The sequence below is a fragment of the Amycolatopsis xylanica genome (genome assembly GCF_900107045.1).
GTDB lineage: Bacteria > Actinomycetota > Actinomycetes > Mycobacteriales > Pseudonocardiaceae > Amycolatopsis > Amycolatopsis xylanica.
Window position 1 is genome coordinate 58,463 of the sequence record NZ_FNON01000006.1, and the last position, 25,834, is coordinate 84,296.

24 protein-coding genes are annotated in these 25,834 nt (G+C 68.1%); 22 read left to right on the forward strand and 2 right to left on the reverse strand.

Features of this window, described 5'->3' with window-relative positions; genetic code table 11:
- The first annotated feature begins 483 nt into the window (after window positions 1-483).
- From BLV57_RS26915 to BLV57_RS26925, 3 genes are all read left to right on the forward strand, one after another.
- Window positions 484-1,602 carry a glycosyltransferase family 4 protein gene (locus BLV57_RS26915; protein WP_176968838.1) on the forward strand — a complete coding sequence of 373 codons (1,119 nt, stop codon included), beginning with the start codon at window positions 484-486 and terminating at the stop codon, window positions 1,600-1,602.
- Entirely contained in the window at window positions 1,603-2,706 is a 1,104-nt protein-coding gene (locus BLV57_RS26920) for a glycosyltransferase family 4 protein (RefSeq protein WP_091293379.1), read from the forward strand.
- 80 nt (window positions 2,707-2,786) lie between these two features.
- Complete coding sequence (locus BLV57_RS26925) at window positions 2,787-3,596, forward strand: DUF3592 domain-containing protein (protein WP_143047157.1); 810 nt, start codon at window positions 2,787-2,789, stop codon at window positions 3,594-3,596.
- 15 nt (window positions 3,597-3,611) lie between these two features.
- Here the strand turns inward: BLV57_RS26925 and BLV57_RS26930 are convergent, their stop codons facing one another.
- The gene (locus BLV57_RS26930; protein WP_091293382.1) at window positions 3,612-4,970 is read right to left on the reverse strand and encodes an MFS transporter; all 1,359 of its coding nucleotides are present in this window, start codon (window positions 4,968-4,970) and stop codon (window positions 3,612-3,614) included.
- Between the two features lie 113 nt (window positions 4,971-5,083).
- Here BLV57_RS26930 and BLV57_RS26935 point away from each other — a divergent pair, with 113 nt between their 5' ends.
- The 17 genes from BLV57_RS26935 to nuoN all read left to right on the forward strand — a co-directional run bounded on the left by BLV57_RS26935 (window position 5,084) and on the right by nuoN (window position 23,884).
- Entirely contained in the window at window positions 5,084-5,590 is a 507-nt protein-coding gene (locus BLV57_RS26935; RefSeq protein WP_091293384.1) for a DUF1269 domain-containing protein, read from the forward strand.
- Window positions 5,591-5,733: 143 nt separating this feature from the next.
- Window positions 5,734-6,438, forward strand: coding sequence for a demethylmenaquinone methyltransferase (locus BLV57_RS26940; protein ID WP_091294196.1), 705 nt, complete (start codon window positions 5,734-5,736; stop codon window positions 6,436-6,438).
- Window positions 6,435-7,721: a geranylgeranyl reductase family protein gene (locus BLV57_RS26945; RefSeq protein ID WP_091293386.1), complete on the forward strand. Its 1,287-nt coding sequence runs from the start codon at window positions 6,435-6,437 to the stop codon at window positions 7,719-7,721. Before BLV57_RS26940 ends, BLV57_RS26945 begins: the two co-directional genes overlap by 4 nt.
- Window positions 7,722-8,324: 603 nt before the next feature.
- A complete protein-coding gene (locus tag BLV57_RS26950) occupies window positions 8,325-8,735 on the forward strand; it encodes an NADH-quinone oxidoreductase subunit A (protein WP_091294198.1) in 411 nt (136 codons plus the stop codon).
- Window positions 8,736-8,739: 4 nt separating this feature from the next.
- Window positions 8,740-9,288, forward strand: a complete 549-nt coding sequence (locus BLV57_RS26955) for a NuoB/complex I 20 kDa subunit family protein (protein WP_091293389.1) — start codon at window positions 8,740-8,742, stop codon at window positions 9,286-9,288.
- A gap of 5 nt (window positions 9,289-9,293) precedes the next feature.
- Window positions 9,294-10,043 (forward strand): NADH-quinone oxidoreductase subunit C, encoded by a 750-nt coding sequence (locus BLV57_RS26960; RefSeq protein ID WP_091294199.1) that lies wholly within the window; start codon window positions 9,294-9,296, stop codon window positions 10,041-10,043.
- Entirely contained in the window at window positions 10,040-11,410 is a 1,371-nt protein-coding gene (locus tag BLV57_RS26965; RefSeq protein ID WP_091293391.1) for an NADH-quinone oxidoreductase subunit D, read from the forward strand. Before BLV57_RS26960 ends, BLV57_RS26965 begins: the two co-directional genes overlap by 4 nt.
- Window positions 11,407-12,144, forward strand: coding sequence for an NADH-quinone oxidoreductase subunit NuoE (gene nuoE, locus BLV57_RS26970; RefSeq protein WP_091293393.1), 738 nt, complete (start codon window positions 11,407-11,409; stop codon window positions 12,142-12,144). The genes BLV57_RS26965 and nuoE overlap by 4 nt, the downstream gene beginning before the upstream one ends.
- On the forward strand, window positions 12,144-13,424 hold the full coding sequence (nuoF, locus tag BLV57_RS26975; protein WP_091293411.1) for an NADH-quinone oxidoreductase subunit NuoF: 1,281 nt from the start codon (window positions 12,144-12,146) through the stop codon (window positions 13,422-13,424). Before nuoE ends, nuoF begins: the two co-directional genes overlap by 1 nt.
- A complete protein-coding gene (locus BLV57_RS26980) occupies window positions 13,421-15,856 on the forward strand; it encodes an NADH-quinone oxidoreductase subunit G (protein ID WP_091293413.1) in 2,436 nt (811 codons plus the stop codon). The genes nuoF and BLV57_RS26980 overlap by 4 nt, the downstream gene beginning before the upstream one ends.
- 5 nt (window positions 15,857-15,861) lie before the next feature.
- Window positions 15,862-17,196: an NADH-quinone oxidoreductase subunit NuoH gene (gene nuoH / locus BLV57_RS26985; RefSeq protein ID WP_091294201.1), complete on the forward strand. Its 1,335-nt coding sequence runs from the start codon at window positions 15,862-15,864 to the stop codon at window positions 17,194-17,196.
- On the forward strand, window positions 17,183-17,710 hold the full coding sequence (nuoI, locus tag BLV57_RS26990; RefSeq protein ID WP_091293415.1) for an NADH-quinone oxidoreductase subunit NuoI: 528 nt from the start codon (window positions 17,183-17,185) through the stop codon (window positions 17,708-17,710). Before nuoH ends, nuoI begins: the two co-directional genes overlap by 14 nt.
- A complete protein-coding gene (locus tag BLV57_RS26995) occupies window positions 17,707-18,552 on the forward strand; it encodes an NADH-quinone oxidoreductase subunit J (protein ID WP_091293416.1) in 846 nt (281 codons plus the stop codon). Before nuoI ends, BLV57_RS26995 begins: the two co-directional genes overlap by 4 nt.
- Complete coding sequence (gene nuoK, locus BLV57_RS27000; RefSeq protein WP_091293418.1) at window positions 18,549-18,848, forward strand: NADH-quinone oxidoreductase subunit NuoK; 300 nt, start codon at window positions 18,549-18,551, stop codon at window positions 18,846-18,848. The genes BLV57_RS26995 and nuoK overlap by 4 nt, the downstream gene beginning before the upstream one ends.
- 15 nt (window positions 18,849-18,863) lie before the next feature.
- The gene (gene nuoL / locus BLV57_RS27005; RefSeq protein WP_091293420.1) at window positions 18,864-20,759 is read left to right on the forward strand and encodes an NADH-quinone oxidoreductase subunit L; all 1,896 of its coding nucleotides are present in this window, start codon (window positions 18,864-18,866) and stop codon (window positions 20,757-20,759) included.
- Window positions 20,756-22,306, forward strand: coding sequence for an NADH-quinone oxidoreductase subunit M (locus BLV57_RS27010; protein WP_091293422.1), 1,551 nt, complete (start codon window positions 20,756-20,758; stop codon window positions 22,304-22,306). The genes nuoL and BLV57_RS27010 overlap by 4 nt, the downstream gene beginning before the upstream one ends.
- A gap of 3 nt (window positions 22,307-22,309) precedes the next feature.
- A complete protein-coding gene (gene nuoN / locus BLV57_RS27015) occupies window positions 22,310-23,884 on the forward strand; it encodes an NADH-quinone oxidoreductase subunit NuoN (RefSeq protein WP_091293423.1) in 1,575 nt (524 codons plus the stop codon).
- A gap of 170 nt (window positions 23,885-24,054) precedes the next feature.
- On the opposite strand, the gene BLV57_RS43430 is transcribed toward nuoN, so the two are convergent.
- Window positions 24,055-24,705: a hypothetical protein gene (locus tag BLV57_RS43430; RefSeq protein ID WP_176968839.1), complete on the reverse strand. Its 651-nt coding sequence runs from the start codon at window positions 24,703-24,705 to the stop codon at window positions 24,055-24,057.
- Between the two features lie 154 nt (window positions 24,706-24,859).
- Here BLV57_RS43430 and BLV57_RS27025 point away from each other — a divergent pair, with 154 nt between their 5' ends.
- Together BLV57_RS27025 and BLV57_RS27030 are read left to right on the forward strand one after the other, a co-directional pair.
- On the forward strand, window positions 24,860-25,180 hold the full coding sequence (locus tag BLV57_RS27025; protein ID WP_091293425.1) for a DUF6204 family protein: 321 nt from the start codon (window positions 24,860-24,862) through the stop codon (window positions 25,178-25,180).
- A 78-nt stretch (window positions 25,181-25,258) separates the two neighbouring features.
- Window positions 25,259-25,834, forward strand: a complete 576-nt coding sequence (locus tag BLV57_RS27030; RefSeq protein WP_091293427.1) for a YbaB/EbfC family nucleoid-associated protein — start codon at window positions 25,259-25,261, stop codon at window positions 25,832-25,834.

Below are 25,834 nucleotides of genomic sequence, written 5' to 3' on the forward strand. Positions count from 1 at the left end.
TGAGATGACAAGTGGTGGGCTGTCTGTGGTTTTCCACCCCGACCTCGGGTATTGGCGACCCGGCCCGCCCGGTTGACCCGCGTTCGGGACCGGCAAAGACGCGTACGCGAGCGGCAAAGACGCGTACGGGACCGGCAAAGACGCGTGCGGGACCGGCAAAGACGCGTGCGGGAGCGGCAAAGACGCGTGGGTGGGCGTGCGCAGCCGGACGACACGCGTACCTGGATGGACGGCACGCGTGCGCGGATGGACGACACGCGTGCCTGGATGGACGACACGCGTACCTGGGTGTTCGAGATCGGGTGCCTGGGTGTGGGACATGGGGTGCCGCGGTGTGGGACACGGGGTGCCTGGGTGTGGGGCACGGCGTGTGTGGGTGGGGGACACGGGGTGCGTGGGTGTGGGTGGGTGGTGGGGGAGGTGTTCGGCGGTCGTTGGTTTGGGGGTTACGGGGGGTTTGGGGGCGGGTGGCAGGGTGAGGGCGTGCGAGTCGCCATAGTCACCGAAAGTTTCCTGCCCCAGGTGAACGGCGTGACCAACTCCGTTCTCCGTGTGGTCGAGCACCTGCGGGAGCGGGCGCACGACGTGCTGATCATCGCGCCGGGACCGGGGCCGTCCGAGTATCGGGGTGCGCCGGTGGTGCGGATCCCGGCGCTGGACTTCCCTGGCGTGCATTCGCTGCCGATCGGGGTGCCGACCCGGACCGTGCTGACCGCGATGGCCGGGTTCCGGCCAGACGTGGTGCACCTGGCCTCGCCGTTCGTGGTGGGCGCGCGAGGGCTGGCGGCCGCGCGGCGGTTGCGGGTGCCTTCGATCGCGGTCTACCAGACGGACATCGCCGGGTTCGCGGCCGCTTACGGGTTCGGGATCGCGGCGCGGGCGGCTTGGCGGTGGGTACGGCGGCTGCACAGCCGGGCCGATCGGACGCTGGCGCCGTCGAGCGACTCGGTGGAGCAGCTCAGGGCGCACGGGGTGCCGCGGGTGCATCGGTGGGCGCGGGGTGTCGACATCGACAAGTTCTCGCCGTCGCACGCTTCGGAGGCTTTCCGCCGGGAGCTGGCGCCCAATGGGGAGCTGCTGGTCGGGTTCGTCGGGCGGCTCGCGCCCGAGAAGGAGGTCGACCGGCTGACCGCGTTGGCCGGGCTGGACGGTGTCCGGCTGGTCGTGGTCGGCGATGGCCCGGAGCTGCAGTCGTTGCGGGAGCGGATTCCCGGCGCCGCCTTCCTCGGCGCCCGGTATGGGGATGAGCTCTCGGAGGCTTACGCGAGCCTGGACGTCTTCGTGCACACCGGTCCACATGAGACGTTCTGCCAGGCGATCCAGGAGGCCATGGCCTCCGGTTTGCCGGTGCTGGCGCCGGCCGCGGGCGGCCCCAAGGATCTCGTGCTGCCTGGGCGGACCGGGTTCCTGCTGCCCGCCGACCGGGATGCCTTCGCGGGCGCGTTGGTGGACAAGGTGAACGACCTCCGGGATCCGGCGTTGCGCGCACGGCTCGGCGAACGGGCACGCAAGGTCGTGCTCTCCCGTACCTGGCCTGCCGTGTGCCACGAACTCGTCGGCCACTACGAAGCGGTGACTGGGCGTGCGGCCAAGGCGGCCTAGGTGCACATCGTCCAGCTCGCCAACTTCTACGGACCGAGGTCCGGCGGGCTGAAGACGGCCCTGCATCACCTCGGCGCCGGGTATGTCGCGAGTGGACACCAGGTGACGCTGGTCGTGCCAGGCCGCCGGTACGCCGACGAGCTGCTGCCGAGCGGAGTGCGGCGGTTTTCCTTGCCCGCCTTGCAAATTCCGGGAACCGGCGGCTACCGGGCGGTCGACCCGCATCGGGTGCGGAACATCCTGCGCAGGCTCGAACCGGACCGCCTCGAGGTTTCGGATCGGCTGACGCTGCGCGGCATGGGCGTGTGGGCGCGCGACCACGGCGTGCCCAGCGTGGTCATCTCCCATGAGCGGCTGGACCGGTTACTCGAGCAGTTCCTGCTGCCGCACCAGCTGGCCCGCAGGGTCGCCGACGCCGCGAACCGGCGGATGGCCGGCAGCTATGACACGGTCGTCTGCACGACTTCCTTCGCCAGAGCCGAATTCGACCGGATCGCGGCGCCCAACGTCCAGCGCGTGCCGCTCGGCGTCGACCTCGCGACCTTCACTCCCGCCAGACGCGACGGCTCGTGGCGCCACGAGCTCGCGGGCACCGCCGACGCCCTGTTGGTCCACTGTGGACGACTCTCGCCCGAGAAACATGTGGAACGCAGCGTGGACACAGTCGCCGAGCTGACCGACGCCGGAGCCAACGTCCGGTTGGTGGTCGCGGGCGACGGGCCTCGAAGACGCGCGCTGGAACGCCGGGCCCGCGGACTTCCCGTGACCTTCCTGGGGTTCCTGTCCGGCCGCAACGAGGTCGCCCGGTTACTGGCCAGCGCGGATGTTTCACTGGCTCCGGGACCCCATGAGACCTTCGGGCTCGCCGCATTGGAGGCACTCGCTTCCGGGACGCCGGTGGTCGTCTCGGCGTCGTCGGCGCTGCGGGAGATCGTCCGGCCGGAGTGCGGCGCCGCCGTCGACGATCACGCACCCGCCTTCGCCGACGCGGTCACCGGCCTGCTCGACAGTCCCGAGGACTCGCGCCGGGCCGCGGCCCGGGCGCGGGCCGAGCAGTTCGCCTGGCCCATCGCCGTTCGAGGCATGCTCGCCGCGCTCGGCTGAGCTGCCGACCGTGCGCCAACAGCCTGCCCAGTCAGCGGTTTTGCAGGTCAAGGTCGCTTTGCCGGTCCTATACTCGTTTAATGAAACTGGGGGAAAGAGCGGTACGCCCGAGACGGCGGCCGTCGGAGGAACCGCAGGCCATTGATGGCCAGACCCGCCGCCTGCGGACGATCAGCCGTCGTGCCTATGGCCTCGCGGTGGTGTGCGCCGGGATGGTGATCGGCGGCTGCATCGGCCTCGTCGCCATGAATTCGGCCGCGGAGACCTTGCTGGCCAACGGAACCCGCGTGCCCGGGATGGTGGTGACCACGCACAACCCGGTCAGGGGCACACCTTCGATGGTGGTCGAGTACATCACCGGAGGGAGGCGCCACCGCGCTGAGATCCAGCGGGACTCCGGCCGCGACTACGTCCCGTTCGAGCAAGTCACCGTGGTTTACGACCCGGCGGAGTCCGGGCGGGTCCGGACCCTCGACGAGGCGAACGACACCGGCTCCAGGGTCGTCCTCGGCATGGCGCTGCTGGTCGCGCTCGTCTGTGTGCCCTTCTATCTGGCCGGCGGGGCGGCCTGGCGGCGACGGCACCGTGCGGTGCTGGAGACCGGCTGGCGGGAGGCCTCGGTGACGGTGGTCCCCGACTACCCGGTCCGCAGGAACCGGAACTCGCCGGATCTCTACGTGAGTTACGAGGATGGTTCGACCGCCAGGCTGCGTGGCGTGCCCTCGCTCCGTGGAGCGACCAGGATGCGGCATGAACCAGGTACGCCTGCCTGGGTCGGCGGCACCGGGGAGAACATGGTCGTGGTGTTCGAGCGAGGACGGTGGCTCAGAGCGCCCTACATCGTGCCTGTCCGCGTGCGGCCGCTGGCGAAATACGCGTTCCTCGGCTGAGACTCCGCACGAGGTTCACTGCTGTGCGGGGAGGAAGACCGCTGCGCCTAGGCCGATGAGTCCGATGGCGGCCAAGGTGGCCATCGCGGCGGTGTAGGAGCCGGGGCCGGGTGCGGCGACGAGGATCGTGCCCGCGATGGCCGTGCCCAGTGAGGATCCGAGGTTGGAGACGCAGCGGGAGAGCCCGGAAATCTCCCCCTGTTCCTCTTCGCCGAAGCTGGATTGCACGACGTTGACCGACGGGGTCAGCATGACGCCCAGTCCCACCCCGATCATGAGGAGCCCGGGAGTGAAGGCCCACGGACCCGAGGTGTCGCTGACCATGGCCAGCAGCACGCCGATGCCGGCGATGGCCAGTACGAAGCCGACCGTGATGAGGGTCTTCTGAGCACGGCGTTTCGCCAGCCGTTCGGCGGCGAGTGACGACACGAGCAGGCCCAGCGTGGCCGCCGTGAAGATCACTCCGGTCTCGATCGCGTTGTACCCGCGCACCACCTGGAGGTACGCGGCCACGGTGAACGAGGTTCCCATGAGCAGCAGCCACTGGATGTTCTGCGTGGCGAGTCCGAGGTTGGCCAGGCGAACGCGGAACACACTCGGTGCCAGCAAAGGCTCGCCGCCCGCCTTCTCCTTGGCACTGGCCGACCGGAAGAACCAGAGCAGGACGAGCGCGCCGAGCACGATCAGGCCGAGTGCCAGCGCGATGCTGTTGTCGGCCATCAGGATTCCCGTGACGAGGAGGATCAGTCCCGCAGCCGACAGTACGACTCCGCCGATGTCGAACGCGCGGGTCCGGTCCGGTGGGATGGGATCGGTGATCCGGCGGCTGAGCAGGATGATCAGCGCGATCACCAGTGCCTGGAACACGAAGGCCGCACGCCAGCTGAACACCGAGGTGATGAGCCCGCCGATCAGCGGCCCGGCCGCGGCGCCAACGCCACCCATCGCCATGATGACCCCGAACGCGCGGGCGCGTGCGGTCACCTCGGGGAACAGCACGGTCGCGAGGATGTAGACCGGCGGGATCAGCATGGCCGTGCCGATGCCTTCGAGTATCGAATTGCCGAGAATCAGCGCGCCCAGGCCCGGCGAGACCGCGCTGAGCACGGCACCGGCGCCGTACACGACCAGGCCTGTCCTGAAACAGCGCTTGCGGCCGTACCGCTCGGTCAGCGTGCCGCCGGGAATCATGAACGCGGCCATGATCAGCAGGAAAATGGTGATCGTGACCTGCACGCCCTGCACCGAGGTGTGCAGATCGGCGCTGATGTCGTTGATCATCACGTTCATGTTGGAGCCCGCGAAGCTGCAGATGAACTGCGCCAGCGCGAGCGGGATGAGCACCATTCGCGCTGTCGTGGGCTCAGCTCTCATGCCCAAAGCGTTCACTCCCGGTGAGGACGCCCGCATCACCCGCTGTGGATGACGCGGTTCGTCCCCTGGCGCGCCAGAGTTCTTCCCAAGCACGGAAAACAAGGGGAGACGGCATGGCGACGCTGACGGTGTGGCGGTTCGACACGGCGGGCGGCGCGCGTGCCGCGCTGGAGTTGCTGGACTCGCTCATGGGCCAGCACCTCGTGCAGGTGGACGACGCGGCACTGGTGACATGGCCGAGAGGACGGGAAAGCCCACGGACGGAGCAAGTGCGCGGCGCGGATGGATCCGGCCGAAGCCTGGCACTCGGCGGCAGTTTCTGGGGCCTGCTGTTCGGGCTGGTCTTCTTCGTGCCGCTGCTGGGCATCGCTGTCGGCGCCGGAGCGGGTGCGATGGCGGGCTCGCACCTGGCCGGTGCCGGCATCGATGACCGGTTCGTCGACGAGGTGCGGAAGAAGGTGACCCCGGGGACGTCCGCCTTGTTCGTGCTGTCTTCGCACGCCGTCGTGGAGACCGCAGTGGGGCGGCTCCGCGCGGTCGGCGCCGAGCTGGTGTCGACCAGCCTCTCACCGGACGAGGAGGCCCGGCTCCGGAAGGTGTTCGCCGGAGACCGCGGCTGATGGCCGTCAAGACGTTCGCTGTGGTGTTTTCAATCATCGCCTACACCTCCAAGCTACGCCGGGTCGCACGGGTGTTCGATCACTCGATGGGGTGGAGCCTGACAGCGAGCGGACTCTCAACCAGGCCGGTCTACGCTTCGGCTATGTCACGAGCGAGTCTGGACAAGGATCCGCACGAAGTCGCCGCCATGTTCGACGACGTCGCGTCCGGTTACGACCGGGCGAACTCGTTCATGACCTTCGGGTTCGACCGCCGGTGGCGCAACACCACCGCGCGCGTGCTCGACGCCAAGCGCGGCGAGAAGGTGCTCGACCTGGCCGCGGGCACCGGCGTCTCGACCGTCGAGTACACCCGCAACGGCGCGTGGTGCCTCGCGGCGGACTTCTCGTTCGGGATGCTGAAGGCGGGCAAGCACCGCAAGGTGCCGATGGTCGCCGCCGACGCGCTGAACCTCCCGTTCGCCGACGCGAGCTTCGACGTCGCGACCATCACGCTCGGGATCCGCAACTTCGTCGACACCAAGGCCGCGCTCGCCGAGATCGCCCGCGTGGTCAGGCCGGGCGGGCGCCTGGTGATCTGCGAAGTGTCGACGCCCACATTCGCGCCGCTGCGGTTCGTATACCGCAAGTTCATGCTCCGCGCGATGACCTGGGTCGGCCGCCGCTTCTCCAGCAACCCCGAGGCCTACGCCTACCTGGCCGAATCGATGCTGGAATGGCCGGCGCAGCGCCAGTTCGCGGAGATCATCGAGTCGGCTGGCTGGTCCGATGTGGAGTGGATGAATCTCACTTTCGGTGTCGTAGCCGTCCACCGCGCGAAGAAGCCCGACGTAGACTCCGAATCATGAGCAAGCGGAACCCCGACCACGACGCCGAAGTCATCGTCGTCGGCGCAGGCCCGGCCGGTTCGACCGCCGCGACGTACCTCGCGCGCGCCGGGGTGGACGTCTTGCTCCTCGAAAAGACGAGCTTCCCGCGCGAGAAGGTCTGCGGCGACGGCCTCACCCCGCGTGGCGTGAAGCAGCTCATCGACCTCGGCATCGACACCAGCCAGGACGCGGGCTGGGTGCACAGCCGCGGCCTGCGGATCCTCACCGGTGACCAGACGCTCGAGTTCGACTGGCCGGACCTGACCAGCTACCCGCCGTACGGGGTTTCCCGCACCCGCCAGGACTTCGACGACCTGCTCGCGAAGACCGCGGTCAAGGCGGGCGCGCGGCTGTACGAGAAGACCACGGTCACCGGCGCGATCACCGACCACACCGGCCGGGTCGTCGGCGTCGAGGCCAAGGTCGGCCCCGAGAAGACGCCGGTCAGCTACCGGGCGCCGCTGGTGCTCGCCTGCGACGGCGTGTCCGCGCGGCTCGCGCTGTCCGTCGGCATCGAGAAGAACGACAAGCGCCCGATGGGTGTCGCGGTGCGCCGGTACTACAAGAGCCCGCGCCACGACGACCCGTTCATCGAGGGCCACCTCGAGCTGTGGGACAAGTCCGACCCGCGCAACCCGAAGCTGCTTCCCGGCTACGGCTGGGCGTTCCCGCTCGGTGACGGCACCGTGAACGTCGGCCTCGGCATGCTCTCGACCTCGGCTTCCTTCCGCAGCACCGACTACCGCGCGCTGCTGCGGCAGTGGCTCGACGGGACCCCGGAGGAATGGGGCTACCGCGAGGAGAACGCGATCGGCAAGGTCGGCGGCGCCGGTCTGCCGATGGGGTTCAACCGCACCCCGCACTACCGGAACGGCCTGCTGCTGCTCGGCGACGCCGGCGGCATGGTCAGCCCGTTCAACGGTGAGGGCATCTCGGCCGCGATGGAGTCGGCGCAGCTGGCTTCGGAGTGTGTCGTGCAGGCGCTCGCCCGGCGGGAGGGACCGTCGCGTGAACGTGCACTGGAGGGTTACCCACTGGCCGTCGCGGAGCTGATGGGCGGGTACTACCGGCTCGGGAACGTCTTCGCGAAGCTGATCGGCAAGCCGAAGGTGATGCGGGCCGCGACGAAGTACGGGCTGCGGATCAACAGCATCCTTCCCCTGGTCTACAAGGGGCTTTCCGGTTGCTACGACGCCAAGGGCGGGGACGGCGTCGACCGTCTCATCGCCGCGCTCGCGCGGGTCACGCCCTCGCCTCGCTGAGGCTCGGCTCGAACGAAACAAAGGCCACTTTTGTAACCGTCAGCGTTGCGAAAGTGGCCTTTGTGCAGTTGTCGGGCGCCCAGGGCGCGGGCTGGGTGGCAAGGCGGCCCTTGTCACCCAGAGCGTTGCAAGGGCGCCCCTTGTCACGTGCCGAGGGCGGTCGCTAGGTAGCGGCGCAGGTGATGTGAACGCCCCTTTCGCAACGTTCAAGGTTGTGAAAGGGGCGCTCATGCGCTTCGGATAAGGAGTCGCCCGCGGCGAAATGGTGGGTGGGATAGATCACAGTACGACCGTTATGTCGGGTCTGGAAACGATCATCGCTGGTCCGCGCCGTGTGAGCCCCGGGAAGTTAGGTAAGCCTTATACCACGGGGGCTAGGGACAAGACTGTGAGTCACGTCCTACACTCGGCCCATGCTTTGTGAATCGCTTCACAACTTTGACGGGTCGCTTGTGAAGATTTTCACAAGCAAGCACGGCCCGTAAGGGTGCCCTAACCCTCAGACGTGTGATCCAGGTCCCTTAGGGTGCCGTCCGAGGGCTGTCTCAACCAAGCCCAACTCGATCCCGCAGCGGCGCGGAAAGGATGGCGAAACCCGTGCTGATGTTGGCCGCCACCGAGCAGGTGGCACAGGCTCCTACCCAGCCTGGCCTGAAGATGTATCTCCCGTTGGTCTTCCTCTTCGTGATGGCACTCGGCTTCGCCGTGCTGTCGGTGCTCCTGGGCCCGCTGGTCGGCCCGAGCCGGTACAACAAGGCCAAACTCTCGGCCTACGAATGCGGGATCGAACCCTCGCCGCAGCCCATCGCGGGTGGCGGCCGGATGCCCGTCGCGTACTACATCACCGCGATGCTGTTCATCCTGTTCGACATCGAAATGGTCTTCCTCTACCCGTTCGCGGTGAGCGCGGACGCTCTCGGCATGTTCGGCCTGGTGGAGATCGTGCTGTTCATCGTGACCGTCGGGTTCGCGTACGCCTATGTGTGGCGGCGCGGCGGGCTGGATTGGAACTAGAGCCATGGGTCTGGAAGAGAAACTCCCCAACGGAATCCTGCTGGCCAGCCTCGAAGGGCTGGTCAACTGGGCGCGCAAGAACTCGCTGTGGCCCGCGACCTTCGGCCTTGCCTGCTGCGCCATCGAGATGATGACGGTCGGCGGCTCGCGCTACGACATCGCCCGCTTCGGCATGGAGCGCTTCAGCGCGACTCCGCGCCAGGCCGACCTGATGATCGTCGCCGGTCGCGTGACCCAGAAGATGGCTCCCGTCCTGCGCCAGATCTACGACCAGATGGCCGAGCCGCGCTGGGTGCTGGCGATGGGCGTCTGCGCCTCGTCCGGCGGGATGTTCAACAACTACGCCGTGGTGCAGGGCGTCGACCACATCGTGCCGGTCGACATGTACCTCCCCGGCTGCCCGCCGCGCCCGGAAATGCTGCTCGACGCGATCCTCAAGCTGCACGCCAAGATCCAGGACGAGCCGATCAACGCCCGACGGGCCGCGATCCGCGAGGCCAGTGGCGCGCGCACCGAGCTGATCGCCTCGTCCATCAAGTACGCGAAGAAGTGAGCGACGTGCCCGAAACCCCAGAAGTCGGCGGGGAGCAGTCCAGCGCCGACCGTCCCGAAGGCGGCCTCGAACCGACCGGCGCTCGCCCGGCCGAGCCGGTGGTCACCGGTAAAGAACGCTTCGGCATGTTCGGTGTCTCCGGGACCGGTGACACCTCTGGCTACGGCGGCGTCCGGCTCCCGGCCTACGCGCCCGCGCCTGCCGAGCGCCCGTACGGCGGCTGGTTCGACGAGTTCGCCGACGAGTTCTACGCGGCGCTGGCCGACAACAAGATCCCGGCCGAAGCCATCCAGCAGACCACGGTCGACCGCGGCGAGATCACCTTCTACGTCGCCCGCGAGCACCTGGTCGCCATCTGCCGGACGCTGCGCGACGACGGCGGCCTGCGCTTCGAGCTGTGCAGCTCGGTCTCCGGCGTCGACTACGGCGTCGACATCCCGCAGCGCCTCCACGCGGTGTACCACCTGACCTCGATGACCTACCGCCGCCGCATCCGGCTCGAGGTCACCATGGACATCGAGGACCCGCATGTGCCGTCGATCGTCGAGGTCTACCCGACGGCGGACTGGCAGGAGCGCGAGGCCTGGGACATGTTCGGCATCGTCTTCGACGGCCACCCGGCGCTGACCCGCATCCTCATGCCGGACGACTGGGACGGTCACCCCCAGCGCAAGGACTACCCGCTCGGCGGGATCCCGGTCGAATACAAGGGCGCGGAGATCCCGCCGCCGGACCAGCGGAGGTCTTACTCGTGAGCACCGAAAACCTGGCCGACGTCACGACGGGCACGGACACGAGCCCCGAAGGTTCCGACAGCACCGGGTACGCCGATTCGCGTGAGACCACCGAAGGGCGCGTCTACAGCGTCTCCGGCGGTGACTGGGACGACGTCGTCGCCGACGCCCAGCACGACGAGCGCATGGTCATCAACATGGGCCCGCAGCACCCGTCGACGCACGGCGTGCTCCGGCTCGTGCTGGAGATGGAGGGCGAGACCGTCACCCAGCTCCGCTCGGTCATCGGCTACCTGCACACCGGGATCGAGAAGAACTGCGAGTACCGCACCTGGACCCAGGGCGTCACCTTCGTGACGCGCATGGACTACCTGGCGCCGCTGTCGACCGAGATGGCGTACTGCCTCGCGGTCGAGAAGCTGCTCGGCATCCAGGCCCCGCCGCGTGCGGAGCTGCTGCGGGTGATGCTGCTGGAGATCAACCGCATCGGCTCGCACCTGGTCTACATCGCCACCGGCGGTATGGAGCTCGGCGCGACCACCGCCATGACGCTCGGCTTCCGTGAGCGCGAAGAGGTGCTGCACCTGCTGGAGCACCTGACCGGCCTGCGGATGAACCACGCGTTCATCCGCCCCGGCGGCCTCGCGCAGGACATGCCAGCCGACTACCACGAGAAGGTCACCGAGTTCGTCAAGACGATGGACTCGCGGCTTCCGTTGTACGACAAGCTGTTCACCGGCCAGCCGATCTGGCGCAACCGGCTCAAGGGCGTCGGCTACCTGCCCGTCGACGCCTGCCTGGCGCTCGGTGTCACCGGCCCGGTGCTGCGCAGCGCTGGCCTGCCGTGGGACCTGCGCAAGACCGAGCCGTACTCGCGCTACGACGAGTTCGAGTTCGACATCCCGACCTCGAACGACGCCGACTGCTGGGCGCGGTACCTGATCCGCGTCGAGGAGATGCACCAGAGCCTGCGGATCATCAAGCAGGCGCTGAAGATGCTCGAGCCCGGCCCGGTCATGGTCGAGGACAAGAAGATCGCCTGGCCCGCGCAGCTGTCGGTCGGCAGCGACGGCATGGGCAACTCGCTGGAGCACGTCCGCAAGATCATGGGCCAGTCCATGGAGTCGCTCATCCACCACTTCAAGCTGGTGACCGAGGGCTTCAAGGTGCCGCCGGGCCAGGTCTACGTGCCGGTCGAGTCGCCGCGCGGCGAGCTGGGCGCGCACCTGGTGTCCGACGGTGGCACGCGGCCGCTGCGGGTGCACGTGCGCGAACCAAGCTTCGTGAACCTGCAGTCGATGCCCGCGATGGCCGAAGGCGGGCTGGTGGCCGACGTGATCGCCGCCATCGCCTCGATTGACCCCGTCATGGGGGGAGTGGACCGATGACCCAAGCTCCGGAAGTCATTTTCGACGAGGACATCGTCGCGAAGGCCGAGAACCTGATCGCGCGCTACCCGCAGTCGCGGTCGGCGCTGCTGCCGATGCTGCACCTGGTGCAGTCGGTGCAGGGGTACGTCAGCCAGGAGGGGATTTCCTTCTGTGCCACGCAACTCGGCCTCTCCGACGCCGAGGTCAGCGCGGTCGCGACGTTCTACACCATGTACAAGCGCCGCCCGTGCGGCGAGCACCTGGTGAGCGTCTGCACCAACACGCTGTGCGCGGCCATGGGCGGCGACGCGATCTACAAGAAGCTCCAGACGCACCTCGGGTCCGAGGAGAAGCCGTTGGGGCACAACGAGACCGCGGGCGAGCCCAACACGCCGGGCTCGATCACGCTGGAGCACGCCGAGTGCCTCGCGGCCTGCGACCTCGCCCCGGTGATCCAGGTCAACTACGAGTACTTCGACAACCAGACCGAGGACAAGGCCGTCGCGCTGGTCGACGCGTTGCAGGCTGGCAAGAAGCCGCAGCCGACGCGTGGCGCGCCGCTGACCGACTTCAAGGGTGCCGAACTGCAGCTCGCCGGGTTCTTCCCGGACGACCCGGTCCAGTACCGCGCGGACATCGACGGTCCTTCGCAGGCCGTCGAAACGCTGCGCGGCGCGCAGGTCGCGCAGGAGCGCGGCTGGACCGCTCCGGTCATGGACGACGTTCCGCTGCCTGAGGTGGAGAAGAAGTAATGGCTGATCCCATCACGCCGGTGCTGACCAAGCGCTGGCTCTCTCCCAAGTCCTGGACGATCCAGTCCTACGAAGCGCTGGAGGGCTACACGGCCGTCCGCAAGGCGCTCAAGGGCACTCCCGAGCAGCTCGTGCAGCTGGTCAAGGACTCCGGCCTGCGTGGCCGTGGTGGCGCCGGCTTCCCGGCCGGCATCAAGTGGTCCTTCATGCCGCCGAACGAGGACAAGCCGCACTACCTGGTGATCAACGCCGACGAGGGCGAGCCGGGTACCTGCAAGGACATCCCGCTGATGATGGCGGACCCGCACTCGCTGATCGAGGGCTGCATCATCGCCTCGTACGCGATGCGCTCGCACCACTGCTTCATCTACGTCCGAGGCGAGGCGCTGCACTGCATCCGGCGCTTGAACGCGGCCGTGCGCGAGGCCTACGACGCCGGGTACCTCGGCATCGACATCCTCAAGTCCGGCTTCGACCTGGACATCACGGTCCACGCGGGCGCCGGCGCGTACATCTGCGGTGAAGAGACCGCGCTGCTCGACTCGCTGGAAGGCCGTCGCGGCCAGCCGCGGCTCAAGCCGCCGTTCCCCGCGGCCGCCGGCCTCTACGCCGCGCCGACCACGGTCAACAACGTCGAGACCATCGCCAGCGCGCCGTTCATCGTCAACGGCGGCTCGGACTGGTTCCGCCAGATGGGCCGCGAGAAGTCGCCAGGCCCCAAGATCTACTCGATCTCGGGACACGTCGAGAAGCCCGGCCAGTACGAGTGCCCGCTCGGCACCACGCTGCGCGAGCTGCTCGACATGGCAGGTGGCATGAAGGACGGCATCCCGCTGAAGTTCTGGACGCCGGGTGGCTCGTCGACGCCGATGTTCACCGCCGAGCACCTCGATGTCCCGCTGGACTTCGAAGGCGCGGCGGAAGCCGGTTCCATGCTCGGCACGACGGCCGTGCAGGTGTTCAACGAGACGGTTTCCGTGCCGTGGGCCGTGATGAAGTGGACGCAGTTCTACGAGCACGAGTCCTGCGGCAAGTGCACCCCGTGCCGTGAGGGCACGTACTGGCTGGCGCAGATCCTGGAGCGGATGGTCGACGGCAAGGGCACCGAGGAGGACATCGACACCCTCCTCGACGTCTGCGACAACATCCTCGGCCGCTCGTTCTGCGCGCTCGGTGACGGCGCCGTCTCGCCGATCACCAGTGGCATCAAGTACTTCCGCGACGAGTTCCTGGCGTTGTGCGAGACGAACAAGCGCGAACTGGTTGGGGCAGAAGCATGACGATGGCGCCAGAAGAGCCGAAGACCGAGACGCCGGTCCCCGAGGGCCACGTCAAGCTGGTCATCGACGGCGAAGAGGTCATCGCGCCCAAGGGCGAGCTGCTGATCCGCACGGCCGAGCGCCTCGGCACGGTCATCCCCCGGTTCTGCGACCACCCGCTGCTCGACCCGGCTGGCGCCTGCCGCCAGTGCCTGGTCGAGGTCGAGATGGGTGGCCGTCCGATGCCGAAGCCGCAGGCCTCGTGCACCATGACGGTCGCCGACGGCATGGTCGTGAAGACCCAGCTGACCTCGGCCGTCGCCGACAAGGCGCAGCAGGGCGTGATGGAGCTGCTGCTCATCAACCACCCGCTCGACTGCCCGATCTGCGACAAGGGCGGTGAGTGCCCGCTGCAGAACCAGGCGCTGGCACACGGCCGCGCCGAGTCGCGGTTCGTCGACACCAAGCGGACGTTCCAGAAGCCGCTGCCCATCTCGTCGCAGGTGCTGCTGGACCGGGAACGCTGCGTGCTCTGCCAGCGCTGCACCCGGTTCTCGCGCGAGATCGCCGGTGACCCGTTCATCGAGCTGCTCGAGCGCGGCGCGCACCAGCAGATCGGCACCGCCGAGACCGCTGACGTGCTGGACCTGGCTTCCCGTACGACTTCCGGCCAGCCGTTCCAGTCGTACTTCTCCGGCAACGTCATCCAGATCTGCCCGGTCGGCGCGCTGACCAGCGCGGCGTACCGGTTCCGCTCGCGGCCGTTCGACCTGGTGTCCTCGCCGAGCGTGTGTGAGCACTGCTCTTCGGGGTGCGCCGAGCGGACCGACTTCCGCCGCGGCAAGGTCACCCGCAAGCTCGCCGGTGACGACCCGCAGGTCAACGAGGAATGGCTGTGCGACAAGGGCCGGTTCGCGTTCCGGTACGCGCAGGCCGCCGACCGGATCCGCCGCCCGCAGGTGCGCAACCAGGAGACCGGCAAGCTCGAAGAGGCCTCGTGGACGGACGCGCTGCGCGCGGCCGCCGCCGGTCTGCTGAAGGCCCGTGACGGCAAGGGCGTCGGCGTGCTGCCCGGCGGCCGCCTGACCGTCGAGGACGCGTACGCGTACTCGAAGTTCGCGCGGATCGCTTTGCGCACCAACGACATCGACTACCGCGCGCGTGCGCACTCCGCGGAGGAGCTCGACTTCCTCAGCTCGCGGATCATCGGCACCACGCCGGTCGACGGGGTCACCTTCGCCGGGATCGAGAAGTCGCGCACCGTGCTGTGCGTGGCCTTCGAGCCCGAGGACGAGGCGCCGATCGTGTTCCTGCGGCTGCGCAAGGCGGCTCGCAAGAACCGCACCCGCGTCGTCCACTTGGGACAGTGGACGACCTCGTCTGTCGAGAAGACCTTCGGCGAGCTGCTGGCCTGCGTGCCGGGCGGCGAGGCCGCGGCGCTCGACGGGATCGCCCAGCACGCGCAGGACCTCGACCAGGCGCTCTCCGGCGACGGTGCGGTGATCCTGGTCGGCGAGCGTGCCGCCGAGGTGCCCGGGCTGTTCTCCGCGGTGCACCGGCTGGCCGAGCGCACCGGCGCCAAGGTCGCGTGGATCCCGCGTCGTGCGGGTGAGCGCGGCGCGCTGGAGGCGGGCGCCGTGCCGACGCCGCTGAGCGAGGACGTCGCGAAGGCCTGGGGTGCGACGCTTCCGGCCGAAGCGGGCCGCGACCTCAACGGCATCATCGCCGCCGCGGCCGACGGCCAGCTCGACGGCCTGCTCGTCGGCGGGGTCGACCCCTATGACCTGCCGGACCCCGAGCAGGCCTTGGTCGCGCTGGAAGCCGCGTTCGTCGTCAGCCTCGAACTACGCCCGAGCGCGGTCACCGAGGTCGCCGACGTGATCCTCCCGATCGCCCCGGCGGTCGAGAAGGCGGGCACCTACCTGAACTGGGAAGGCCGCGAGCGCCCGTTCGACGTCACCCTCGAAGGCACCGGCGCGCTGTCGGACTGCCGGGTCCTCGACACTCTCGCGGTCGAGATGGACGCCGACATCTTCACGCAGACGCCCGCCGCCTCGTTCGCTGACTTCGCGAAGGTCCGCGCCGGGATCAAGCCCACCAACTCCCCGGTGGTGCTGGACGGCGTGGCTCCGGCCGCTTCGGCGGGCGCGGGACAGGCCGTGCTGAGCACCTGGAAGCAGTTGCTGGGCAACGGTTCGCTCCAGGTCGACGAGCCGCACCTCAAGGGCACGCAGCGGCCGGCGGTCGCGCGGGTCTCCGAGGCGACGGCGAAGGGGCTTGGCGGCAGCGTCAAGGTTTCGACCGAGCGCGGCGCGATCACGCTGCCGCTGGTGGTCGCGGATCTGCCGGACGGCGTCGTCTGGCTCCCGTCCGATTCGGACGGTTCCGAGGTCCGCCGGACGCTCGGCGCCGGACACGGCTCCGTCGTGAGCATCACGGGAGGTGAAGCGTGACCGGAATGTTCCTCGCCCAGGCGCCGGATCACCTGACAAGGGCCCAGCTGCTGGCGAACGATCCGTGGTGGCTGACGCTGATCAAGGCCGTCATCATCCTGCTGATCGGCCCGATCCTGACGATCCTGCTGATCGTCTGGGAGCGCAAGGCGGTCGGCCGGATGCAGAACCGGCCGGGCCCCAACCGGGTCGGCCCGAACGGCTACCTGCAGTCATTGGCCGACGCGATCAAGCTCCCGTTCAAGGAGCAGATCATCCCGGACACGGCCGACCGCAAGGTGTACTTCCTCGCGCCGGTCATCTGCGTGGTGCCTTCGCTCATCGCGCTCTCGGCCATCCCGTTCGGCCCCGAGGTGTCGATCTTCGGCCACCGCACGGTGCTGCAGCTGATGGAACTCCCGGTCGGCGTGCTGGTGATCCTCGCCTGCTCCTCGATCGGCGTGTACGGGATCGTGCTGGCGGGCTGGGCATCCGGCTCGCCGTATCCGCTGCTCGGCGGGCTCCGCTCGGCCGCGCAGGTCATCTCGTACGAGATCGCGATGGGTCTGTCGATCGTCGCGGTCATCCTGTACTCGGGCTCGATGGCCACCGGTGACATCGTCAACGCGCAGGCACACGGCTGGTACTTCTACATCCTGCCGGTCAGTTTCGTGATCTACGCGATCTCGATGGTCGGCGAGACCAACCGCGCGCCGTTCGACCTCCCCGAGGCCGAATCCGAGCTGGTCGGCGGTTTCCACACCGAGTACAGCTCGATGAAGTTCGCGATGTTCTTCCTCGCCGAGTACGTGAACATGGTGATCGTCTCGTCGTTCGCGGTGACGCTGTTCCTCGGCGGCTACCTGTTCCCGTTCGTCGGCGCGGACCACGCGCTCAACCAGGGCTGGTTGCCGCTGATCTGGTTCGGCGCCAAGTTGTTCCTGCTGCTGTTCGGGTTCATCTGGCTGCGCGGCACGCTGCCGCGGCTGCGCTACGACCAGTTCATGCGGCTGGGCTGGAAGGTCCTCGTCCCGCTGAACCTGGTCTGGATCCTCGCGGTCACCGCGATCCGCGCGGTCAACCGCTCCGGTGGCTGGGGCACACCGTCGATTCTGATCGCCATCTTCGTGGCGGTGGTCTTCGTCATCGTGCTTTCGATGCTCTTGCCTGCCAGGGTGGCACCGGACGACGACTACGTGCCGATCACCGGCGGCGGATTCCCGTTGCCACCACTGGATCTCGAGATCCCGGACGAGACACCGCGGCAGAAGGCCGCCGCCAAGGCGCTCAAGAAGGCTGCCAAGCGCAAGCCCGCCGAGGTCTCGGCAGTGAAGGAAGAGGCGGACAATGGGGTTTCTTGATCCCGTAAAGGGTTTCGGCGTCACCTTCGCCATGATGTTCAAGAAGGTGGCCACCGAGGAGTACCCGGAGGCAGGCGCCCCGGCGGCACCGCGGTACCACGGCAGGCACCAGCTGAACCGGCACCCGGACGGGCTGGAGAAGTGTGTCGGCTGCGAGCTGTGCGCGTGGGCCTGCCCGGCGGACGCGATCTTCGTCGAAGGCGGCGACAACACCGAAGAGGCGCGGTACTCGCCCGGTGAGCGGTACGGCAAGGACTACCAGATCAACTACCTGCGCTGCATCGGCTGCGGGTTGTGCGTCGAGGCCTGCCCGACCCGGTCACTGACGATGATCAACTTCTACGAGCTCGCCGACGACGACCGCCAGCGGCTCATCTACACCAAGGAAGACCTGCTCGCTCCGTTGCTTTCGGGTATGGAGCAGCCGCCGCACCCGATGCGGCTCGGCGAGAACGAGCAGGACTACTACGTGAACGGCCCCGAGCTGGCTCTCAAGCAGGAGGCTGGACAGTGATCGCCGCTTTCCTGGCACAGGCGCCCGCCGTCGACGCCACCGTCTCCGGTGCCGAGGCCGCCGCGTTCTGGGTGCTCGGCCCGCTCGCGCTGCTCGGCGCGCTGGGCATGATCTTCTCCCGCAACGCCGTGCACTCGGCGCTGTGGCTGGTGCTGACCATGCTCTCGCTCGGTCTGCTCTACATGATCCAGCAGGCGCCGTTCCTCGGCTTCACGCAGATCATCGTGTACACCGGCGCGATCATGATGCTGTTCCTGTTCGTGCTGATGCTGGTCGGCAAGGAAGCCTCCGACTCGGTCGTCGAAGTGCTCAGGGGACAGCGGCTCGCCGCCGCGGTGCTCGGCATCGGCCTGGCGGGCCTGCTGGCCGCCGGCCTCACCCGCGCGCTCGCGAACGTCACCCCGGCTCCGCTGCTCGACCCGGCGTCGCCGCAGGGCGGTGGCCCGGCCGGGCTCGGGAAGCTGATCTTCACCGACTACCTGTTCCCGTTCGAGCTGACCTCGGCGCTGCTGATCACCGCCGCGATCGGCGCGATGGTGCTCGCGTTCACCGACCGGCACGGCAAGGGCGGCAAGCTCAACCAGAAGGAACTGGTGGTGCTGCGCTTCACCGGCGAGCACGACCGGCCGTCGCCGCTGCCCGGCCCCGGTGTCTTCGCCACGGCCAACTCGGTCGCCACCCCGGCGCTGCTGCCGGACGGCTCGGTCGCCCCGGAATCGCTGTCGGCGCTCATCGAGTCCACCGCGGCCACCCGGCTCGAGGCCGAGCGCAAGCAGGTCGCCGGTGACGAACCCAAGGCGGACGCGCACGCGCTCGTCGGCAAAGAAGGGGACGGCAAGTGACCCCCACGTACTACCTGCTGCTTTCGGCGCTGCTGTTCTCGATCGGCTGCGTCGGCGTGCTCGTGCGGCGCAACGCGATCGTCGTGTTCATGTGCATCGAGCTCATGCTCAACGCGGTGAACCTCTCGCTGGTGACGTTCTCCCGGATCAACGGCGGGCTCGACGGCCAGATCATGGCGTTCTTCGTGATGGTCGTCGCGGCCGCCGAGGTCGTGGTCGGACTGGCGATCATCATGTCGATCTTCCGCACCCGGCGCTCGGCCTCGGTCGACGACACCAACCTGCTGAAGTACTAGGGGCGTGTGTAAACAGTGACCGCATCATCGTGGCTGTTGGTGGCCTTCCCCGCCCTCGGCGCGCTCATCCTGCTGGCCGGAGGCAAGCGGACCAACGCTTGGGGCCACCTGCTCGGCTGTGCCACCGTTTCGCTGTCCTTCGTGTACGGCGTCCTGCTGTACTTCACGGCCGACACCGCGTCCACTGTGGACACGAAGTTGTTCTCGTGGATCCCGGTGACCCAGCTGCAGGTCGACTTCGGACTGCGGGTCGACGCGCTGTCGTTGACCTTCGTGCTGCTGATCACCGGCGTCGGCTCGCTGATCCACTTCTACTCGATCGGCTACATGGCCGAGGACGACGGGCGGCGCCGGTTCTTCGGCTACCTGAACCTCTTCGTCGCCTCGATGCTGATCCTGGTGCTGGGCAACAGCTTCGTGACGCTGTACCTCGGCTGGGAAGGCGTGGGTCTCGCCTCGTACCTGCTCATCGGCTGGTACCAGGACCGCCCGTCCGCCGCGACCGCGGCCAAGAAGGCGTTCCTGATGAACCGCGTCGGTGACGTCGGGCTGGCGCTGGCGATCTTCCTGATGTTCAAGTATGTCGGCAGCACCGGGTACGCGGAGGTCTTCGCCGCGGTGGACAAGATCCCGCCGGGCGCGGTGACCGCGATCGCGATCCTGCTCCTGCTGGGCGCCTGCGGTAAGTCCGGCCAGTTCCCGCTGCAGGCCTGGCTGCCGGACGCGATGGAAGGCCCGACCCCGGTCTCGGCACTGATCCACGCGGCGACGATGGTCACCGCGGGCGTCTACCTGGTGGCCCGGTCCAACGCGATCTTCAACGCCACCGAGGACGGCAGGCTGATCGTCACCTTGGTCGGTGCGGTCACGCTGCTCATCGGCGCGATCATCGGCTGCGCGTACGACGACATCAAGAAGGTGCTCGCGTACTCGACCGTCAGCCAGATCGGTTACATGATGCTGGCGGTCGGCCTCGGGCCGTTCGGCTACGCGCTCGGCATCATGCACCTGGTGGCGCACGGCTTCTTCAAGGCCGGGCTGTTCCTCGGCGCCGGTTCGGTCATGCACGCCATGAACGACGAAGTCGACATGCGGAAGTTCGGCGGCCTGCGCAAGCACATGCCGACCACCTTCTGGACCTTCACGCTCGGCTACCTCGCGCTGATCGGTTTCCCGCTGCTGTCCGGTTTCTGGACCAAGGACGCGATCATCGAGGCCGCGCTCGCCGGAGAAGGCTGGCGTGGCTGGGTGTTCGGCGGCGCGTCGATCGTCGCCGCCGGGCTGACCGCCTTCTACATGACGCGCCTGATGCTCATGACCTTCTTCGGCAAGGAACGCTGGAAGGACATCAAGAGCACCGACGGCCGGGACTTCCACCCGCACGAGTCGCCCAAGGTGATGGCCGTCCCGATGATCATCCTGGCGATCGGCTCGGTCGGCGCAGGCGCGGTCTTCGCACTGGGCGACCGGTTCGCGCACTGGCTCACCCCGGTGGTCGGCGAGCTGAAGGAGGAGCACGGCCCGCTGCCCGCGATCGCGGTCACCGCCGTCACGCTGCTGTTCGTCGCGGTCGGCGTGCTGGCCGCGTGGGCGTTCGTCGGCCGCAAGGAGGTTCCGCTCGAGAAGCCGGAGCGGGTGTCCTTCCCGGTCCGCGCGGCTCGTAAGGACCTGTACGGCAACGTGCTCAACGAGACGCTGGTCGCCCGCCCCAGCACCTGGCTCGCCAGGGCGATGGTGTTCGTGGACAACAAGGGTGTCGACGGCGCGGTCAACGGTCTCGCCGCCTCACTCGGCGGCGGCTCGGGCAGGCTGCGCAGGCTCCAGACCGGGTTCGTCCGCTCCTACGCGCTGTCCATGCTCGGCGGTGCGTTCGTGCTCGTCGCCGCTCTCCTGCTGGTGAGGTTCTCATGACTTGGCTCTTGGCACTCATCCTGCTGCCCCTGGTGGGCGCGCTCGTCGTGGCGGGGATGAAGAACAACGACAAGCTCGCGACCGTCACCGCGCTCGCACTGTCCCTTGTGGAGCTGGCACTGATCGTGCCGCTGTGGGCTTCGTACTCGCCTTCGGGCGCGCGGATCCAGCAGGCGTCCACAATGGACTGGATTCCGAACTTCGGCATCCACGTCTCGTTCGGCATGGACGGCATCGCGCTGGTGATGATCGCGGTCATCGCCTTCCTGGTGCCGATCGTGGTGGCGGGCCTCGGTTTCTTCGACAAGCTCCCGGCCGGTCGCAGTGCCGGCGGGTTCCTGTCGCTGATCCTGCTGCAGGAGGCGCTGACCATCGGCGTCTTCGCGGCGACCGACGTGTTCCTGTTCTACGTGCTGTTCGAGATCATGCTGATCCCGATGTACTTCCTCATCGGCGGCTACGGCGGCGCGAACCGCCAGTACGCGGCGGTGAAGTTCTTCCTCTACTCGTTCCTCGGCGGCCTGATCATGCTGGCCTCGGCGATCGGGGCGTACTCGCTGGCCTCCGACAAGCTCGGCAAGGGCACGTTCGACTGGGCCACGCTGGTCACCGTCGTCCGTGACGCGCCGACCGGCACGCAGATCTGGCTGTTCCTCGGCTTCTTCCTCGCGTTCGCGATCAAGGCGCCGCTGGTGCCGTTCCACACCTGGCTGCCGGACGCGGCGGGGCAGGCGCCGATCGGCGTCGCCGTGCTGCTGGTCGGCGTGCTGGACAAGGTCGGCACGTTCGGGTTCCTGCGCTACTGCCTCCCGATGTTCCCGGAGGCGTCGAAGCAGCTCGCTCCGCTGGTGCTGGTCCTGGCCGTGCTCGGTGTCGTCTACGGCTCTACCCTGGCGGCCGGGCAGTCCGACATGAAGCGGTTCATCGCCTACGTGTCGATCGCCCACTTCGGGTTCATCGCGCTGGGCATCTTCAGCTTCAACGAGCAGGCCGTGGTCGGCTCGGTGTCGTACATGCTGAACCACAGCCTGGCGACCGGGATGCTCATCGTGGTGATCGGCATGATCATCGTGCGCGGTGGCTCCACCCGGATCTCCGACTACGGCGGCATGGCCAAGGTGACCCCGCTGCTCGGCGGGATGCTGCTGATCGCCGGTCTGTCCACGCTGTCGCTGCCCGGCACGAACTCGTTCATCAGTGAGTTCCTGGTGCTGCTGGGCTCGTTCATCACGCAGCCGGTGTACGCGATCATCGCGACCGTCGGCATGGTGCTCGCCGCCGCGTACGTGCTCTGGTTCTACCAGCGGATCATGCAGGGCCCGGTCCGCGGTGACGCCTTGATCGGCGTCGGTGGTGGTCCCGGCACGGCGATCGCGCCGGAGCTGGGCGCCCGCAAGTCCATCAAGGACCTCGGTACCAGGGAGATCGCCATCCTGGTGCCGATGGTCGTGCTGATCATCGGCCTCGGCTTCTACCCGAAGCCGGTGCTGGACACGATCACCCCGTCGGTGCAGGCGACGTTGTCGTCCGTGCAGGGAGGCAAGTAAACCGTGTTCGACATTCTCCTCGCACAGGCGCCGGAGCAGATCCCGACGCCGCAGGTGAACTACGCGGCGGTCACGCCGATGCTGATCATCCTGGGCGCCGCGTGCGTCAGCGTGCTGTTCGAAGCCTTCGTGCCCAAGCACATGCGGTGGTCGTTCCAGCTGCTCATCAGCCTCGGCGGCATCGTCGCGGCAGGCGCGGCGCTGGCCATCTACGCGACCTCGGACGACCAGGTCAAGGCGGGTACCACCACGTTCGCCCGCGCCATCTCGGTCGACCGGCCGTCCCTGTTCCTCTGGGGCACGCTGCTCGCGCTCGGCTTCATGTCGGTGTTGCTGATCGCCGAGCGCGCGGTCGAGCCGGGCGGCGCGTTCGTCGCGCAGGCCGCCATCCGGCCGGGCACGGTCCAGGACCGCGCCCAGGTCGGCTCGACCGGCATGCAGACCGAGGTCTTCCCGCTGACGCTCTTCGCGCTCGGCGGCATGATGGCCTTCTGCGCCGCCAACGACCTGCTGACCATGTTCATCGCGCTGGAAGTGCTCAGCCTCCCGCTGTACCTGATGTGCGGCCTCGCCCGCCGTCGCCGCCTCCTCTCCCAGGAGTCGGCGGTCAAGTACTTCCTGCTCGGCGCCTTCTCGTCGGCCTTCTTCCTCTACGGCCTCGCGCTGCTCTACGGCTACGCGGGCTCGATCAAGCTCTCCGACATCGCCGCCGCGGCCGCCGGTTCCGACCGCTCGGACACGCTGCTGTTCGCCGGCATGGGCCTGCTCGTGGTCGGCCTGCTGTTCAAGGGTTCGGTCGGCCCGTTCCACACCTGGACCCCGGACGTCTACCAGGGGTCGCCGACGCCGGTCACGGCGTTCATGGCGGCCTGCACCAAGGTGGCCGCGTTCGGCGGGATCCTCCGGGTGCTCACGGTCGGCTTCGAGTCGACCAGCTGGGAATGGCGAGGCGTCCTCTGGGGCGTCGCGATCGTCTCGATGGCACTCGGCGCGATCCTCGGCCTCACCCAGACCGACGTGAAGCGCATGATCGCCTACTCGTCCATCGCGCACGCGGGCTTCCTGCTCATCGGCGCCATCGCGATGACCGACAAGGGCCTCGAGGGCACGCTGTTCTACCTGCTCTCCTACGGCTTCACCACGGTCGCGGCCTTCGGCGTGATCTCACTGGTCCGCGACTCGTCGGGCGAGGCGACGCACCTGTCCGCGTGGGCCGGTCTCGCCAAACGCTCGCCACTGTTGGCGGCGGTGTTCACGTTCTTGCTGCTCGCCTTGGCCGGTATCCCGCTGACCAGCGGTTTCGTCGGCAAGTTCGTGGTCTTCTCGGCGGCGCTGTCCGATGGCATGGCCCCGCTGGTGGTCATCGCCCTGATCGCCTCGGCGGTGGCGGCGTTCTTCTACCTCCGGGTCATCGTGCTCATGTACTTCTCGGAGCCCGCGGCCGACGGCCCGGCCGTGACCCTGCCGGGCACCTTCACCACGATCGCCATCACGGTCGGCGTCGTGGTCACCCTGGTGCTGGGCCTGGCGCCGGCGTTCGCCCTGAACTGGGCGGGCTCGGGCGGCTTCGCCTTCTAACCTCGGCCTCGTGAGTGGTACGGCCGGTTCTAACCGGCCGCGTCACTCACGACCTCGGGTCTGTACGAAAGCCCCGTTTGTCACGCTCACGGTGACAAACGGGGCTTTTGTGTGGTGGGGGCGTCGTGAGCGTTGCGGGCGGTTAGAACCGCCCGCAACGCTCACGAGCTCTACGGGGTGGGGGAGCAGGCGGTGCGGCCGATGATGACCTCGCCGTCGATGCCCGAGTCGGGCTTGAACCTGATGTGGATCATGTTCAACGCGATGCTGCCGTCGCCGGGCAGGTTCTGCTCGTTGAAGGTGGCTTCGGCGAGCACGGTGCTGGTGCCGGACTTCTTGAGCGGCGCCACGTAGTTGGCGGGCAGCGGCGACGGCAGGGTCGGCAGGCCGGTGGCGCCGCTGTAGGTGAAGCCCGCGTTCGTGCCTGCCTGGGTGCCCGTGCAGTTCACCTTGTAGTTCTTGATGATGATCCGCGGACCCTTGAGCGAGACGAGCGCGGACAGCTCGAAGTCCTTGCCGGTGGAGACCGATTCGGTCTTCGTGGTCTCGGTTTCCGGGTCGACCACCGTGGTCTTGCAGGTCGACGTCCCACCACCGAAGATCACGCCGGTCTTGCTGACCTTCGCGGCGGTCGCGGTGACCGCGCCGTTGACGTCGCACCGCGCCTGCGGGGGCACCTTGATCGTGGTGCCGCCCTTGGTGAACTCGGCCCTGCCGTTCAGCGCGATGCCTTCCTCGGTTGCCAGCGCGGGCGTGGCGCCGACCAGCGTGATGGTCAGAATGACCACGCCGCCGAGTCCTAGCCTTCTCAAGCTGCTCATCTCGGTCCTCCTCGAGCGGGATACAGCTGGGTGAGGAAGATCGTTTAATTCTCAGATAACGACTGGTAGTGGCGTCACACCTTCGTGACGAGTGATCACCCGTCCGTGAAAATATCCGATCGCGTATCCAGATACACAGCTGTATCTTGATGGCATGCCGACTTACCGCGTCCTCGTGAAGGGCAAGTTCGATCACCCCGACGAGCCGACCAAGGCCCGCCTGCGCGCCGACGTCGCCGGGTTCCAGAGCCTGGCGTTCACCGAGGAGGGCTCGTTCTTCTTCACCGAGGCGCTCGGCAGTTTCACCTTCCGCTGCTCGGTCGAGGTCGCCGCGGGGCCGTCGGCCGAGCACGACGCGATCGCCGAGGCGGAGTTCAAGACGTTGGACGTGCTGGAGCGCCAGGACTACCCGTTCCGGGACATCCAGTCGTCCGCCACCTGCATGGACGACATCAAGATCCGCCGTCGCAAATAGTGTCGCTCGCCCTATTTCCGCCGAAGTGCCGGTCTTCTCTCGTGGTGCTCGTTAGGATCCCGTCCGTTAGGGGGATCGATGGATCACGAGGCAAAGCTGGCGCAGGCCGTCAAGGAGTTCGAGGAACAGGCGGCCAAAGCCGGTGAGCTCAAGGACAAGATCGCGCAGCTCAAAGGGAACGCGCGCAATCCGGACGGCTCGATCACGGTCACGGTGGCACCTTCCGGGGCGGTACTGGGTTTGCAACTGACGCCGCTCGCACTGCGACGCAGTCACACCCAGCTGCAGCAGGAGCTGCTGGCGACGATCAGAGCGGCGACACAACAGGCGGCCGGCCTGCTGTCCGAAACGGTCAACCCGTTGCTGGGAGCCAAATCCGCGGAATTCCGCGATGCGCTCAACGCGCACGCGCCGCAGCTCGCGCTCGGCCCGACCCTGCCTCCGCCGCCGAACACCCTGCCGCCGCCGAACGCGCCGCAGGCCCCGCCGGTGCCGATCCGCACTCCACGCCGCGGTCCGGCGGAGGAGGAGCGCGAGGAGATGCCGTCGTCGTTCCTCGAGTCGAATCCGCGTCCACAGCGGAACCCGGCACGTCCGGCGCCCGTCACACGCCAGGACGACGAGGACTTTTTCAGCGATCCACTCAGGGGGTAA